This window comes from Halalkalibacterium halodurans, assembly GCF_005671335.1.
GTDB classification, from domain to species: domain Bacteria; phylum Bacillota; class Bacilli; order Bacillales; family Bacillaceae_D; genus Halalkalibacterium; species Halalkalibacterium halodurans.
Genome location: NZ_CP040441.1, coordinates 1,605,944 through 1,620,273, shown reverse-complemented (window position 1 = coordinate 1,620,273; position 14,330 = coordinate 1,605,944). Strand labels below are relative to the sequence as shown.

General features: G+C 43.2%; 20 protein-coding genes and 1 pseudogene. 9 read left to right on the top strand and 12 right to left on the bottom strand.

Annotation, left to right across the window (positions count from 1 at the left end; all coding sequences use genetic code 11):
* Positions 1–2 precede the first annotated feature (2 nt).
* Positions 3–1,085: a spore germination protein gene (locus tag FED51_RS07970; protein WP_053431467.1), complete on the top strand. Its 1,083-nt coding sequence runs from the start codon at positions 3–5 to the stop codon at positions 1,083–1,085.
* Positions 1,082–2,161 (top strand): Ger(x)C family spore germination protein, encoded by a 1,080-nt coding sequence (locus FED51_RS07965; protein WP_053431468.1) that lies wholly within the window; start codon positions 1,082–1,084, stop codon positions 2,159–2,161. Before FED51_RS07970 ends, FED51_RS07965 begins: the two co-directional genes overlap by 4 nt.
* A 1-nt stretch (position 2,162) precedes the next feature.
* On the opposite strand, the gene FED51_RS21270 is transcribed toward FED51_RS07965, so the two are convergent.
* The 5 genes and pseudogenes from FED51_RS21270 to FED51_RS07945 form a co-directional block, all read right to left on the bottom strand.
* Complete coding sequence (locus FED51_RS21270) at positions 2,163–2,693, bottom strand: GNAT family N-acetyltransferase (RefSeq protein ID WP_407901427.1); 531 nt, start codon at positions 2,691–2,693, stop codon at positions 2,163–2,165.
* A gap of 87 nt (positions 2,694–2,780) precedes the next feature.
* Positions 2,781–3,149, bottom strand: a pseudogene (locus FED51_RS21340) (DNA-3-methyladenine glycosylase I); the annotation flags it as partial.
* A 29-nt stretch (positions 3,150–3,178) separates the two neighbouring features.
* Positions 3,179–3,319, bottom strand: coding sequence for a sporulation histidine kinase inhibitor Sda (locus FED51_RS07955; RefSeq protein WP_083445561.1), 141 nt, complete (start codon positions 3,317–3,319; stop codon positions 3,179–3,181).
* A 126-nt stretch (positions 3,320–3,445) separates the two neighbouring features.
* Positions 3,446–3,658 carry a hypothetical protein gene (locus FED51_RS07950; protein ID WP_083445562.1) on the bottom strand — a complete coding sequence of 71 codons (213 nt, stop codon included), beginning with the start codon at positions 3,656–3,658 and terminating at the stop codon, positions 3,446–3,448.
* Positions 3,659–3,704: 46 nt separating this feature from the next.
* A complete protein-coding gene (locus tag FED51_RS07945) occupies positions 3,705–3,950 on the bottom strand; it encodes a hypothetical protein (RefSeq protein ID WP_053431469.1) in 246 nt (81 codons plus the stop codon).
* Between the two features lie 279 nt (positions 3,951–4,229).
* Between FED51_RS07945 and msrA the strand changes: the two genes are divergently transcribed.
* Together msrA and msrB are read left to right on the top strand one after the other, a co-directional pair.
* On the top strand, positions 4,230–4,769 hold the full coding sequence (gene msrA, locus FED51_RS07940) for a peptide-methionine (S)-S-oxide reductase MsrA (RefSeq protein ID WP_083445563.1): 540 nt from the start codon (positions 4,230–4,232) through the stop codon (positions 4,767–4,769).
* Positions 4,766–5,197 carry a peptide-methionine (R)-S-oxide reductase MsrB gene (gene msrB / locus FED51_RS07935; RefSeq protein WP_053431471.1) on the top strand — a complete coding sequence of 144 codons (432 nt, stop codon included), beginning with the start codon at positions 4,766–4,768 and terminating at the stop codon, positions 5,195–5,197. The genes msrA and msrB overlap by 4 nt, the downstream gene beginning before the upstream one ends.
* A gap of 55 nt (positions 5,198–5,252) precedes the next feature.
* Here msrB and FED51_RS07930 read toward each other — a convergent pair whose 3' ends face one another.
* On the bottom strand, positions 5,253–6,473 hold the full coding sequence (locus FED51_RS07930) for a NupC/NupG family nucleoside CNT transporter (protein ID WP_053431472.1): 1,221 nt from the start codon (positions 6,471–6,473) through the stop codon (positions 5,253–5,255).
* Positions 6,474–6,801: 328 nt separating this feature from the next.
* Between FED51_RS07930 and fumC the strand changes: the two genes are divergently transcribed.
* The gene (fumC, locus tag FED51_RS07925) at positions 6,802–8,190 is read left to right on the top strand and encodes a class II fumarate hydratase (RefSeq protein ID WP_138090371.1); all 1,389 of its coding nucleotides are present in this window, start codon (positions 6,802–6,804) and stop codon (positions 8,188–8,190) included.
* A 33-nt stretch (positions 8,191–8,223) separates the two neighbouring features.
* Here fumC and FED51_RS07920 read toward each other — a convergent pair whose 3' ends face one another.
* On the bottom strand, positions 8,224–8,442 hold the full coding sequence (locus tag FED51_RS07920; protein ID WP_010897609.1) for a helix-turn-helix domain-containing protein: 219 nt from the start codon (positions 8,440–8,442) through the stop codon (positions 8,224–8,226).
* 168 nt (positions 8,443–8,610) lie between these two features.
* Between FED51_RS07920 and FED51_RS07915 the strand changes: the two genes are divergently transcribed.
* Positions 8,611–8,934 carry a helix-turn-helix domain-containing protein gene (locus tag FED51_RS07915; RefSeq protein ID WP_053431474.1) on the top strand — a complete coding sequence of 108 codons (324 nt, stop codon included), beginning with the start codon at positions 8,611–8,613 and terminating at the stop codon, positions 8,932–8,934.
* Positions 8,935–8,940: 6 nt separating this feature from the next.
* Here the strand turns inward: FED51_RS07915 and FED51_RS07910 are convergent, their stop codons facing one another.
* The gene (locus FED51_RS07910) at positions 8,941–9,120 is read right to left on the bottom strand and encodes a hypothetical protein (RefSeq protein ID WP_010897607.1); all 180 of its coding nucleotides are present in this window, start codon (positions 9,118–9,120) and stop codon (positions 8,941–8,943) included.
* A gap of 115 nt (positions 9,121–9,235) precedes the next feature.
* The gene (locus FED51_RS07905) at positions 9,236–9,787 is read right to left on the bottom strand and encodes a phosphatidylglycerophosphatase A family protein (protein ID WP_053431475.1); all 552 of its coding nucleotides are present in this window, start codon (positions 9,785–9,787) and stop codon (positions 9,236–9,238) included.
* Between the two features lie 130 nt (positions 9,788–9,917).
* Between FED51_RS07905 and FED51_RS07900 the strand changes: the two genes are divergently transcribed.
* Genes FED51_RS07900 through FED51_RS07890 form a run of 3 tightly spaced genes read left to right on the top strand, consistent with a single transcriptional unit; the run spans position 9,918 to position 11,633 of the window.
* A complete protein-coding gene (locus FED51_RS07900; RefSeq protein ID WP_053431476.1) occupies positions 9,918–10,646 on the top strand; it encodes an esterase family protein in 729 nt (242 codons plus the stop codon).
* Positions 10,647–10,681: 35 nt separating this feature from the next.
* Positions 10,682–11,197 carry a YjcG family protein gene (locus FED51_RS07895; RefSeq protein WP_053432006.1) on the top strand — a complete coding sequence of 172 codons (516 nt, stop codon included), beginning with the start codon at positions 10,682–10,684 and terminating at the stop codon, positions 11,195–11,197.
* A 1-nt stretch (position 11,198) separates the two neighbouring features.
* A complete protein-coding gene (locus FED51_RS07890) occupies positions 11,199–11,633 on the top strand; it encodes a GNAT family N-acetyltransferase (RefSeq protein ID WP_053431477.1) in 435 nt (144 codons plus the stop codon).
* Between the two features lie 34 nt (positions 11,634–11,667).
* Here the strand turns inward: FED51_RS07890 and FED51_RS07885 are convergent, their stop codons facing one another.
* The 3 genes from FED51_RS07885 to thiD form a co-directional block, all read right to left on the bottom strand.
* The gene (locus tag FED51_RS07885; RefSeq protein WP_083445564.1) at positions 11,668–12,744 is read right to left on the bottom strand and encodes an MTH1187 family thiamine-binding protein; all 1,077 of its coding nucleotides are present in this window, start codon (positions 12,742–12,744) and stop codon (positions 11,668–11,670) included.
* Between the two features lie 13 nt (positions 12,745–12,757).
* Positions 12,758–13,348 (bottom strand): hypothetical protein, encoded by a 591-nt coding sequence (locus tag FED51_RS07880; RefSeq protein ID WP_053431478.1) that lies wholly within the window; start codon positions 13,346–13,348, stop codon positions 12,758–12,760.
* A gap of 162 nt (positions 13,349–13,510) precedes the next feature.
* Positions 13,511–14,323 (bottom strand): bifunctional hydroxymethylpyrimidine kinase/phosphomethylpyrimidine kinase, encoded by an 813-nt coding sequence (thiD, locus tag FED51_RS07875; RefSeq protein WP_053431479.1) that lies wholly within the window; start codon positions 14,321–14,323, stop codon positions 13,511–13,513.
* Positions 14,324–14,330 lie beyond the last annotated feature (7 nt).

The following is a 14,330-nucleotide window of genomic DNA, read 5'->3' as shown; positions in this document are numbered from 1 at the left end:
ACGTGAAAACCAATCAAAGCTTAACGGTTCCACCTTTTATGGTGTTTTTTCTCATCCACTCCATGCAAGTAGGAGTCGGGGTACTCGGTTTTCAACGCGTCATAGCAAAAAGCGGTGGTTACCAATCGTGGATCGCTGTCCTTTTCACCGGATTGCTCATCCACCTCGTAGTGTACTTTATGTACAAAATATTGGATGGGGAAAAAGACATCGCTCATGTTCATGAAAAGCTTTTTGGAAAATGGCTTGGTTCTTTGCTTAACATTGTGTTTATGCTTTACTATGCGGCTCTCGCCTTTACGGTGTTACGCACCTATACAGAAGTCATTCAAATTTGGGTGTTTCCTGACTTGCCAACATGGACCTTCACGCTTACGATGCTATTGTTGATGTACCTTGCGATCGTAAATGGATTTCGCATTGTGACCGGGGTTTGCTTTCTCGGTGTTGTCTTGCCGATGCCGCTATTGCTAACCACCTTACCCCTTTTTGAATTTGCTGAATTTCGCTACTTGCGTCCACTCTTTGATACGACCATTCGTGAGCAATTAATGGCGACAAAAGATATGACGTTAAGCGTATTAGGCCCTGAACTTTTGCTGATTTTTTATCCGTTCATTCGCAATGCAGCAAAATCTCAAAGATACGCCCATTATGCCGTGTTGTATACGACGTTCATTTATTTAATCGCCACTATATCGGCTTTCGTCTATTTTAGCGAGGAACAAATGGACATTACGATTTGGCCCACTTTGTCGTCATGGAAAGTGTTAGAGCTTCCCTTCATTGAACGATTCGAATATATTGGCATTTCAGCATGGCTGATCGTCATCCTTCCGAACATTACAGTTGGACTTTGGGCATCCAGTCGAATTGGGAAAAGGGTATTCTCGATGAAACACCGCCATACGTTGATCATCAGTATTTTAATTGTCTTTATTGCTTCTATTCTTCTAGAGACAAGAGATCAGATTAATCAATTAAACAGCATTGTATCGATCGTTGGCTTGTATGTGTTGTATGTCTATATTCCGTTTTTACTTGTTTGGAAATGGATTGTAGGGAGGTTAAGACTATCGCCATGATGAAATCATTACTAAGTGCTATTTTCCTTATTGCGATTCCAGGCTGTGTTGAAATGAGCATTGTCGATAATAATACACTTATTCATTCGTTAGGCTATGATTACATAGATGAAAACACAATCGAAGGTACGATCAATATGCCCGTCTATGGACCGAGAGAGAAAGTGACGAGCCAATCGATTTCAACACGAGCACACACGAGCCGCGACCTTCGTTCCGAGTTGAATCGGCAAACCCCTCTTCCGATCCATGTCGGTCGTTTATCTTCGATTATCTTCAACCGCCAATTGGCCGAAGAAATAGGACTCATTCAGACGATCGATACGTTCATGCGCGACCCTAAGATCGGGATGCGTATCTACTTGGGCATTGCCGAAGGGAGCGCAAAAGACGTTTTGATGAATAAATATGATATTGAAGAGGAGGTCGCTTCGTACTTACGTGAATTAATCGATCAAAATATCCGTACGCAAAATCTTCCGCAAACGAACTTGCACCTATTTTTGCGTGATTACTATGCGGAAGGACAGGACCCCTATCTTCCATATTTAGTTCCCGTGGCGAATCGGATCGCTGTTGATGGTCTTGCTCTCTTCAAAGGTGATAAATTCGTTTATCACTTAGATGAGGAATATTTATGTGTCATAAAAATCTTACTTGAACGTGTCGAGCGCGGTCCCATTAAGCTTCGATTACCGAATGGGGATTTCACCGTTCTCCGTAGTATAAACTCTCATTCCACTTATCATATAACCGGTGACCTTAATCAACCGAAAGTGGAGATCGTTCTCCATTTTAAAGGGATAGTCACCGAGTATACAGGTCGGCCTGACAAAGGAATTGACGAAGCTACATATGAGATGATTAAACAACAATTAGCAAACAAACTGGAGAATGAAGCGAAGGAGCTGACGAGCCTTTTTCAATCATTAGAGATTGATCCACTCGGTCTCGGCTCTCGGATGAAGGCTCAAACTAGAGGCTTCGATATTGAAAAATGGGAAGCCGTCTACCCGACGATTCCCATTGAAACGAAAGCGGAAATTAAAATTTACGACACAGGTGTACGCGAATAAATCAGCGCATGGTTTTTACCAACTTAAGTTCATCGCGAATCGGAATCCCATCTGCACTTTTGCGAGGAATGCTCGGCTTCAGCTGCCGAGCTTTCTCCACTCCATTCACGACTAATTCTTTTAATTGATAACCTCGCTTCTGATAAAATCCGAGGGCGTGCAAATTGTCATTTGTCGTTATAACCTCGATTTGCCTTACTTGTTGCTCGATCGCCTTAGCTTCCACCGCCTGAAGCAAGCTCGTTCCAATCCCTTTTCCTTCTTTCACACTATCAAGGGAAATAATTTCAATGCTCCGTTTCTCATGCGTTACGTAGGTGATTAACCCTATGATTTCACCAAGCTTATTCCGATAAAGAAAGCCTGGCAGACGTTCACAGTGAAAAACACCTGTGGAAAGAACCATTTCCGGACTTCCCCAATGTTGATGGAAAAACTGTTGTACTTCGTCACGATCTGCTTTACCTATAGGCTTAATTTGTAAACTTTTCCCCTCAAATAAGTGGCACTGCTCATCGTGCTCAACCGGAATAAACCCTGTCGCTTCTAGAAAGCTTTTCGCCGTTATCGGTCCCATATATGTAAACATCTCAGAAATCTTCGCCGCTTTTGCTTCCACGTCGTTCGGTAAGCTCTCGATCCATTCTCTAAAGCTTCCAAATTCACGTTGAAGCCGTACAACGTTTCGACTATTTTGAATGGTTGCTTCTATCTTCTTTCGATGTCGTATGATTCCACTATCTTTTAATAAACGCTCTACGTCTTGTTCGTTCATCGTCGCTACTTTTTCTAGCTCGAAATGGCGGAACGCTTTACGAAGGCTGTCTCGTTTATGAAGAACGGTTTTCCACGATAGTCCCGATTGGAAAAGCTCAAGGCACATCGCCTCAAATAAACGCTGATCATCATCTTCTCTCTGCCCCCATTCCTTGTCATGATACGCAATCAAAAGCGGATCATTCTCACACCACCGGCAGTAATGACCCATTGGCTTCACCTCACAAATAATAGAGGTTTTTAATAAGACTCTATGTCCCTGTCAACCTCAAGATTTCTCTTGATCATCTCTTCCTTGAGTACGGAGATAAAATCATCCTCTAATTCAAGTTTGAGCGCTTGATCGTATGCTTCTAATAACTGCTGATCTGATAGCTTCACTCGTTGTGACCCCTTTTTTCATCATATCCCTCACATTTAACATTATAAGTAAAAATTAGTTAGGATAAAAGATCTATTTTTACAAATTAAAAAGAGATCAGTGGAAGGACCGATCTCTCATCTCTGTTAAAAGTAATAGGGACGGTAATAAGGGTACGGGTAATAATAAGGGTATGGATATGGGTATCCATAAAAAGGGGGAAATAAGGCGCTTCCTACAAGCCCTCCTAAAAAACCACCGATAAAAGGACCACCCCCAAATGGGCGTCGCCCGCCACCCCATCCTACTCCGACAAATCTCGTATCCTCTCCTTGTCGTGGCATCATCGCATGAATCATTCTTCTCACCTCCTGCTTCGAAATGATTGAACCGCCTATAAGTCTTTTATTTCCGCTTCATAAAGGCGTCCATCACTTCTCCAAACTTCATATCACTTAAATCGTCCATCATCCGATCCATTTCTGACTTTTTACTTAAATGTCCCTCCAAGACAATTTCTACACGTTGATTTGCATCGACTAAAATGGCCTGTACTTGGAGAGCATCTGTAACAAGTCCTATGATAACAGCGATTTTTTGTGGGGTCAGTTTGTGATCGTAAAAATCATTCATTGTATTTCGCTTTCCCAAACCATCCCCCTCCCTTTACGAGATAATAACATCAGCGCCAGCTACGTCTCCTCCATATCCGAAGCTCAATAAAAAGAAGATCAAGATCGTTATGAACAAAAGCACTTGTCGCTTTCCTTCATCGTTTTGCATAATCCATCCCCCTAATTGTTAGGCTAAGGTAGTATATGCCCTGAACGAAAAAGTTGTGAACACGATGAAAAGAGCGCTTTTATTTCTGATCATGGTATACTATGGACACAGTCAAGAAGTGTATTCGTTTGGAAAGGATGTGATTCCGTGAGTGAAAGCAAATGGGCGTTAGCCACTTTTGCTGGAGGCTGCTTCTGGTGTATGGTTTCCCCATTTGAGGAAGAGCTGGGGATTCATCAAGTGGTTTCTGGTTATACAGGGGGACATACAGAAAATCCAACGTACAAAGAAGTATGCTCAGAGACGACAGGTCACTATGAAGCGGTGCAAATTACCTTTGACCCTGAAGTTTTTCCATATGAAAAGCTGCTCGAAATCTATTGGACACAAATCGATCCGACCGATCCAGGCGGACAATTTCACGATCGAGGCGATTCATATCGAACAGCGATTTTTTATCATGATGGGCAGCAAAAACAAGCAGCAGAAGCATCAAAACAAAAACTTGAGGAAAGCGGTAAATTCAACGCTCCTATTGTCACCCGTATCCTCCCTGCCAAACCGTTCTATCCGGCAGAGGAATATCATCAAAAGTACCATAAGAAGAACCCATTCCATTACAAAATGTACAGACACGGCTCTGGGCGCGAAGCCTTTATTAAACAACATTGGGGGGAATCGCGATGACCGAACAAAACGAAGAATTAAAGAAAAAGCTAACACCACTCCAATATGAAGTGACGCAAAACAATGGAACGGAGCCACCTTTTCGAAATGAATACTATGATTTAGAAGCGGAAGGGATTTATGTTGATATTGTATCTGGGAAACCGTTGTTTAGCTCTAAGGATAAGTATGATGCTGGCTGCGGTTGGCCAAGCTTTACCAAACCAATCGATGAAGAAGAAGTGATTGAAAAAGAAGATCGTAGTCACGGAATGATTCGGACTGAGGTGCGAAGCAAACAGGCGGACTCTCATTTAGGACACGTATTTCCAGATGGCCCTGGACCAAACGGCTTAAGGTATTGCATTAACTCGGCTGCCTTGCGGTTCATTCCAAAGGCTGACCTAGAGAAAGAAGGATACGGAAAGTATAAAGCATTATTTGATTAGAAAAAACGGAGGTGGATCATTGATCCGACCTCCGTTTTCTGTTCAAATCATCGAATTAGAATAACATTCCCGCAATGGAGGCGCTGAGTAAAGAAGCTAGCGTACCTGCAAGGATCGCGCGTAATCCGAGACGGGCAATATCAGGGCGACGGCTCGGAGCAAGCTTACCCAATCCTCCTAAAAGGATTCCGAGGGATGAGAAGTTAGCAAATCCGCAAAGGGCAAAACTAATCACCATCACCGCTTTATCTGAAAGGTTTTCAATTTCTGGTGCAAAGCTTAAGTAGGCAACAAATTCGTTCACTACGAGTTTCTGTCCGATGTAGCTTCCCGCTTGAAGCGCTTCAGCCCAAGGAATTCCGATGACAAACGCAAGCGGAGCAAACACGTATCCGAGGATTAATTCTAAAGACAATTGCGACGCCCCAAACAATCCTCCGATCCATCCAAGAATTCCATTAATTAATGCAATCAATGCAACGAACGCTAGTAACATCGCCGCAATATTTAGAACGAGCATTAACCCGGTGCTCGCCCCATTGGCGGCCGCGTCAATCAAGTTCGTGGACTCTTCATCCTTTGCGAGCTTAAAGTCATCTTCTGCATCGGTTGTTTTCTCCGTTTCAGGCATGATCATTTTCGCCATAATCAAGCCCGCAGGAGCAGCCATAAAGCTTGCCGCTAATAAGTATTCAAGCGGTACTCCTAAAAGAGAATAACCGATTAAAACAGAACCAGCAACAGAAGCAAGTCCCCCGGTCATAACCGCAAAGAGCTCGGATTGCGTCATTTTTGGTAAGTATGGCTTAACAACGAGTGGCGCTTCCGTTTGCCCAACGAAAATGTTAGCTGCTGCTGACATTGATTCTGCCTTTGATGTTCCGAGTAGCCAGGACAGCGCACCACCGATAATTTTAATGACAAATTGCATGATCCCTAAATAATAAAGGATCGAGATTAGTGCTGAGAAGAAAATGACGACAGACAAAACGTTAATTGCAAAAACGAAGCCTACGCCTGAACCTTCTTCGAAAAATCCACCAAATACGAAGTCGATCCCTTCATTCGCATAACTAATAATGTTCAAAACTACATTGGTTAAGCTCTCAAGTAACGCTTGTCCAGCTGGAATTTTTAATACAATAATCGCAAATAATAGCTGAATCGCGAGACCACCTAATATCGTTCGTGGTTTAATTGCACGACGATTTGTGGAAAATGCAAAAGCGATTAGAAAAACAACGACGATTCCTAATAAACCCCACAAAATATTCATTCATCGCACCCCTTTTTTATTAGTTAACAGACGTGGCCCACTTCCATATCTTTTTGATCAAAAAATTTGAAATCTATAAGGAAGTCAGACGTCTATACGTTTAACGTTTTCACTATATCAGGAACCTTCTTTAATGTAAATAGAGAAAATCACACAATGCGAACGGTTTCTGTTACCTTTTTTCATAATTTTAGTTAATAGGATATCATATAGTGTAGGAATGACCTTTATTAGGTGACCCTTTATGAGTACTATGTGAAGCTTTTCGTTTATTATGCGTACCGAAACGGATAATTGGGTAATGAATGAAATCAAAGGAGGTAGAAAAGTGAACACACGAATTGAGCGAGATACGCTAGGAGAAATGCACGTTCCACAAGACAAATTATGGGGAGCACAAACGCAGCGAAGCTATGAGAATTTCCATATTGGGGTAGAAAAAATGCCGATGGAAATTATTTATGCCTTTGCCTTGCTAAAAAAAGCAGCAGCAAACGTCAACAAAAAGCTTGGACAACTGTCTGCCGAAAAAGCAGATGCCATTACCTGGGCTGCAAATGAAGTGCTAGCTGGCAAACACGATGATCATTTCCCGCTTTTCGTTTGGCAAACCGGTAGCGGCACGCAGTCGAACATGAACATGAATGAAGTCCTTGCCCGCAGGGGAAACCAGCTTCTGCAAGAAAAAGGGCTAAATGTTACAATTCACCCGAACGATGACGTGAACCGATCGCAAAGCTCCAACGACACATTTCCTACCGCCATGCATATTGCGGCTTATAATAAACTGGACGATCACTTACTGCCTACACTCCAAATGTTCAAACAAACACTCCACCAAAAAGCAAAGCAATTTGATGATGTGATTAAATTAGGACGAACACACTTACAGGATGCGACCCCCTTAACCCTCGGCCAAGAAATTAGTGGCTGGGCTCGGATGCTCGAAAAGACCGAGCAAATGATCCGTGAGAGCATGATTTATTTGCAGGAATTAGCTATCGGTGGTACGGCTGTCGGTACAGGGATTAACGCCCATCCTAAGTTCGGAGAAATGGTGGCCGCCGAGATCGCAAATGAAACCGGGAAACCTTTCAAATCAGCCGCTAATAAATTTCACGCGCTCACAAGTCATGACGAACTAGTACACACTCACGGCGCCCTAAAAGCGCTTGCTGCCGATTTGTTTAAAATTGCGAATGATATTCGTTGGCTTGCAAGTGGGCCTAGGGGCGGGCTAGGAGAACTGATCATTCCTGCTAACGAGCCGGGAAGCTCCATTATGCCAGGAAAGGTCAATCCAACACAGAGCGAGGCATTAACAATGATCACGTCGCAAGTAATCGGAAATGATGCCACGATCGCTTTTGCTGCAAGTCAAGGGAACTTTGAACTGAACGTATTTAAGCCGGTCATTATTTACAATTTCCTTCAGTCCACAACGCTGTTAACTGATGGACTCCGGACGTTCCATGACAAATGCTTAATCGGCCTTGAGGCAAACGAAACGATCATTAAAAAGCATTTAAATGAGTCACTCATGCTCGTGACAGCACTCAACCCCCACATCGGTTATGAGAACGCAGCAAAAATTGCGAAAAAAGCACATGCCGAAGGCTTAACTCTTAAAGAAGCCGCGATGCAAAGCGGCTTGCTAACCGAAGAGGAGTTTGAAAAAATGGTCGATCCGGCAAAAATGGTTCACCCACAAGGCTAAAGAAATGCGGAGGGATTTTCTCCTTCCGCATTTCTAGTCTTTCCGTTCCATTTTGCGAGCAAACCGGGTTGGATAAAATAAATCCTCGTGCGACAATCCATACAATGCAGCAATTTGCATGGCCCTCTCCCTGCTTACTTGGCGCTGGCCTAATTCAATTTGAGACAAGTAACCAGCTGAAATGCCTAGCTTTTGAGAGGCCTCTTCCAGCGAATACCCTTTTTTTTTCCGCGTTTTTCGTAAGAGGCTCATCATCACACCACTTTCTTCACCATTTGTTATAAGTTTACAACGCATAGTGAATAGTAGTCAATTCATTTCGAGAAGAAAATGAATTTTTCTTACAACTTTGCAGAATGCAAAGTATAATAGGAAGTAAATTGGATGTTTCACTTTTTATCGATTGGGAGGTGTAGTAGGATGTTTCCCGAACGTCTTCGCTATTTACGTAAGAAGCACGGGCTTACGATGAAAGAACTTGGAAAAAAGATAAACGTAGCAGAATCTACCATTTCAGGATATGAGAACGGCAATCGGAAGCCTGATATGGATACGCTCGTAAAAATGGCTGAATATTTTAATAGTTCTACCGATTATTTGCTCGGACGTACGGATGAACCAGCTCCCTATCAAAAACAACCGCCGGAAAAACAATTTCTATATTCTGAAACCGTTACTGATGAAGAGGTCGAGTTCTTGCGCGAGTCTCTCGCTGTCTTTCGAAAATATCGTGAAAAGCCATAAGCTTCGTTATTCATCATAAGTATAACGAACAACATACTTATTCGTCTTCAGTTTGCGAATTTCAACACTTGGGCCAATTTCATAGCCGTTTTTCCAGTTGTCCTCGATTTTGGCTGCCACACAGCCAGCTTGAAATTTCGAACGAAACGTCTCCTTCCAATAAATCCATCGTGGTCTTCTTTTCATCACAAATGCCTTCCTCGCTTGTTTTTAATTATTTTACCTAGTTCGTGCATGGAATACAAATAGAGTTTTTTATGTAGAAAAAAGGCCCTTTTTTTCAAGAGACCTTTTTTCAGCATTAACCGATCAATTCTTCATCTTCACGTTTCTTCACTTCTTCTCGGCTCCGGCTCTCTTCCTCATCACGGCTTCGGTGAGCGATGCGCGCAGCAGCATTAGCAGCAATGCTCGAAATTAAATCATCTAAAAACGTGTGAACCTGAGGCTTTTTCTCGTCTAGCTTTTTAATAATGCCTTCCTTTTGTTTATCTAAATAACCAAAGGTTGTCACAGCGATGCTCCCGTACCCGAAAACAGAGCCTAACGCGATCGTTTCGTCTACACCGAACAACCCCTCGTCCTGCTCGACGATGGATTGTAGCGGTTCAGACAATTTTTTCTGTTCTGCTAACACATCAAGCTCAATCCCTACGAGAATAGCATGTTGAATTTCCCGTTTTCCTAGTACAGCATCGGTACTTTCGATACAATCTTCAAGCGTCATCGACTCATTGTATGGTTTTTGCAACGAATAAACGATTTCTGCAATATCTCTTACGGTTACACCGCGCTCAAGCAACTTTTGACGCGCTGCTTGTTCAACTACATGGCTCGGTACTGGCTTTTTCAACTGCTAGGCCCCCTCTGACGTCGTCTAAAACTAACAATCCTACTTTATTCTATCATACTTTTTATAGTGATTATGGTAAAATAAAAGCAATCCAATGACGTATTGTGGCAGTAGAAAGGATAGAAGTCGAATGGTCAAGCGATTTGAAGGAAAACTATATGAAGAAACATTGACAAGTCATTATTTAAATGATGAATTAAAGCTGATGTTTTATTTACCACCGAACTATACTCCTCTGTATTCATATGATGTGCTCATTGCGCAAGACGGTCAAGATTATTTTCAAATGGGACGAATAGCCCGGCAGGTGGAAACACTGATAAAAGACGGTGAAATTCGTGACGTGATCGTTGTCGGAGTCCCTTATAAAGATGTTAAGCAAAGAAGAAAGCGCTATCACCCCAAAGGAGAGGAAATGGAGGCTTACACTCGCTTTTTAGCCTGTGAGCTCGTTCCCTATCTCGACGAGACGTTTCAAACCCATCCGTTATCCACGGGGAGAACATTAGCAGGCGACTCTCTAGCTGGTACCGTCTCACTCTTAACCGCCTTACAGTACCCTACCCTTTTCGGACAAGTGATGGTCCATTCACCTTATGTGGATGACACTGTCCTTCAGGCGGTGCGAGCGTATGAGAGAGGTGACACCCTTTCCATTTACCATCGGATCGGCACGGAGGAAACGAACGTCAAAACAACGAACGGCGAAATTCTTGATTTCCTCACACCGAATCGTGAATTAGCCAACCTTATAAAAACAAAAGCCTTCACGTACGATTATGACGAATTTCCAGGTGATCATACGTGGACCTATTGGCAAAAGGATTTAGCCCAAGGATTAATCACATTATTTTCTTAGTTCATACACACTATTTGAAAAGGAGGATTGTCATGATGAATTACGGTGTTGCATTATTTCCATCAAAACCTTTACAGGACTTAGCGAATTCCTACAGGATGCGTTACGATCCGCATTACACGCTTATCCCACCCCATGTGACGTTAAAAGAGCCTTTTGAGCTAGAGGAACAGGAATTACCTTCAGTGGTCAAACGAATTCGGGAGATCGCGAAAGGCGTCGATCCGTTCCCACTTGAAGTATACAAAGTCGATACGTTTTATCCTGTTTCGAATACCCTTTTCTTTAAAATACGAGAGCATTCAGCATTAACAGAGCTTTACGAACAACTCCATACACCTCCTTTTAAACGAAACGAAAAGTATAGTTTTGTCCCACACTTGACAATCGGACAAAACCTTTCGTATGATGAGCTATCAGACAACCTGGGCCGCCTAAAAATGAAGCAAATTCAACATGAAGAAATCGTTGATCGTATCCAGCTATTATACCAACTGGATAACGGATCATGGACCGTTTATGAAACCTTTAAATTAGGAAAGGAAGAATAACTTGAACGTAATCATCGCAGAGACAGATCAACAGCTAGAGGATGGTTTTCATGTACGGAGGGAAGTGTTTATAAAAGAACAGCACGTTCCCGAAGAAGAGGAAATAGATGAGTATGAGGAGGAAGCCACACACTTTGTGCTTTATGATGATCAGGCTCAGCCTGTAGGAGCTGGCCGATTACGTACGATCTCTACTGATGTTGGGAAGATCGAACGAATTTGCATTATGAAACAAGCGCGGGACACCGGAGCCGGGAAACTTTTAATGGAGTCAATTGAATCATTCGCTCATAAGGTTGGGGTTCATAAGCTTAAGCTAAACGCCCAAACACATGCCGAGGGATTTTATGAGAGACTCGGATTTAAAACCGTATCGGAGCGATTTTTCGATGCTGGCATTCCTCATGTGACAATGGTTAAAACGATTGAATCATAGCGAAAGGAAGGCTTTGATGGCCTTCCTTTTCTTTTTATTTGCTTTCTTCTTTTGGCTCTAATTTTTCTCGAACCGCTTCTACTTTCTCTTCCATTTTCCGCTGCACATCGCGGCGATCATCAATCCGGATGTTCGTCGCGACACGTTTGATTCCGTGTTGAAATGGAACTTCATGTATCGCTTGAATCACCTCAAATAAGATCGGTAGCTCCCCTTCAATTAGCGTGCTCATTGGCGTTAGTTCATAGCGCACTTTATCTTCATATGTTTTAAGGACTTGATGAATCTCTGCTACATAGGCAGATACACTCGGAGTTTCCGTACCGATCGGAATAACCGTCACATCCACAATAGCCATATTTCTAGTCTCCTTCCGTTTTCGCGGCGTTCTTACCCTGTCAGGAAATTCTCGAAAGGCGAGCCGCCGATAAGACTCAATAGCCGCAATCATATGCATCGTATCAGGTTCTAAGGTTGTCACATGTCGCTGCAGCCAGTAGGATATGTGAAGAATAATGTTTCTAAGCCAAGCAAATCCCCGCCACTCCATGACACGCTGCACAATAGGGACAGCGAATACACTACTGTAAGAAGCGTACATCAATGTCGGCTCAATAGACAATCCGCTTATAAGCCCAACCATTGTTAGGAAACAGACAGACCCGAAGTAGATAACGACCATGTTTGTTGAACAGTATCGGTTCGTGATTTCTGCTTGCCTTATTTCCTCTAATCTCGCTCGCCGAATGAGCCCCCGATCACTAAACACTTTATGTTCGGCTCCGTGATATTTCCGCAATTCGGTTGGAAAAATAAAATGAGTGCCGTACGCTAAGTAGAGTAACGTATAAAGGGGAAGCCCCGTCCACGTCATCATCCCTAAGGCTACGAATAGTTTCGGGACGAGGACGAGACTAAGAAGGGTCAGCACGAGTAATTTAAACCAGACGGGAAGCCCCTGGGTCACATGCTTCATCATTTGCAGTAACGTTTTTTGGTTCAACGGACGAAGCCACGTCTTCAGTCGTCCATTCACATGGTACGCGCATGCTACATGACGTTTGCCAATATAGAAAATCCCTTGCTGAAACGATAATCCTCGAATTTTCATCGGCTTGGTCCCTTCATTTCTGTGTATATTCAACTGGCTTCGTTAATACCCAATACGGTACATTCGGTCCATTTTCAAATGATGGCTCGTCTAGCTTTGCCGAATCTCGGAGCATTCCTAAATGATGACTCCACGTATGGACATAATAAACCGTTAGTTCCGTTTCCTCTAGCTGTTCTCCTTCAATGTCAACGACAATTTCACCAAGGTTGCCAAAGCTTTCGAAGTCGCGCAATTCATTCGGAAAAGAGAAAATCACGCCATCGGAGACAACCTTCCCTTTGGAACGAAAAATCTCCTCGTGACCATAAAAAAGGCGAATGTCCCCTTCTGTAAAAACAATTTCATCAGCAGGCTCCATCATAGCAATACTGATGTAGTCCATGCCGTATAATCCGTCCGTTGGCATCGCGTTCCAGTCCCATTCAACTTGGACAGTTAATTGATTTTCTATCGCTTCCGCCTCCACATCAAACGAGACGACATCCTTTAATTCTTCATTTGAAAACTCTGTTTCTTGCTGTAAGTAAAAATAACCACCTATGAAAAGTAGCACCATTAAAGTCGCTGGCAAAAGAAAAACGATTTTATTTCCTGTTGGCATCTTTATTCTCCTCTCGATCGCAAAACAATCGGAGTTTTTCTGTCCTTCCTCTCTAACTCATACGTTACTATCATATCAAACCAGTCGTCTATCGAAAACAAATACACTTAACGACATAAAATGAGCCCACGCCTCTTCAAACGGGACGTGGGCTACGAGCGTTCATGATGAGAGACTCTCTTTTTTATAAGCATGATGGTTAGTTGGACCAATCCCTCCACCAATCGCCACCGCATGCTTAATGGCAGTCGAAATAAAAGCTTTTGCTGTTTTTACCGCATCAAAGACGGATGCCCCTTTGGCCAACTCTGCGGCAATGGCAGCAGCAAACGTACAGCCTGTCCCATGAGTGTGCTTCGTATCAAATCGAGAAGAAGAGAAGACATGGATCGTTTCTCCATCATACAATAGATCGGTTGCTTCATCTCCTGACAAATGTCCACCTTTTAAGACAACATAGCGTGGGCCAAGAGCGTGTAGCTCTTTGACCGCTTGTTCCATCTCCGTTCGGGAATCAATCGATTCTATGCCGAGAATTTTCGCGGCTTCTGGCAAGTTTGGGATGATCACAGTCGCAATCGGCAAAAGCTTCTTCACGAGGGCTTCTACCGCCTCATCGAGTAAGAGTGCTGCTCCGCCTTTGGCAATCATCACTGGATCAACGACGATATGATTGACGCGATAGGCTGTTAGCTTCTGCGCGACAAGCGTAATAATGTCTGCTGAAAACAGCATTCCTGTTTTCACAGCATCGGCCCCAATATCTGAAAGAACCGCATCAAGCTGTGCTTCAATGGCATCTAATGTTTGCGGATAGACACCATGGACGCCTAATGTATTTTGAGCTGTAAGAGCTGTAATGACGCTCATTCCAAACGTATCTAACTCTTGAAACGTTTTGATATCTGCTTGAATCCCCGCTCCGCCACCACTGTCAGAGCCAGCAATCGTCAATGCTTTTGCTAGATTGTCCATCTTCCTG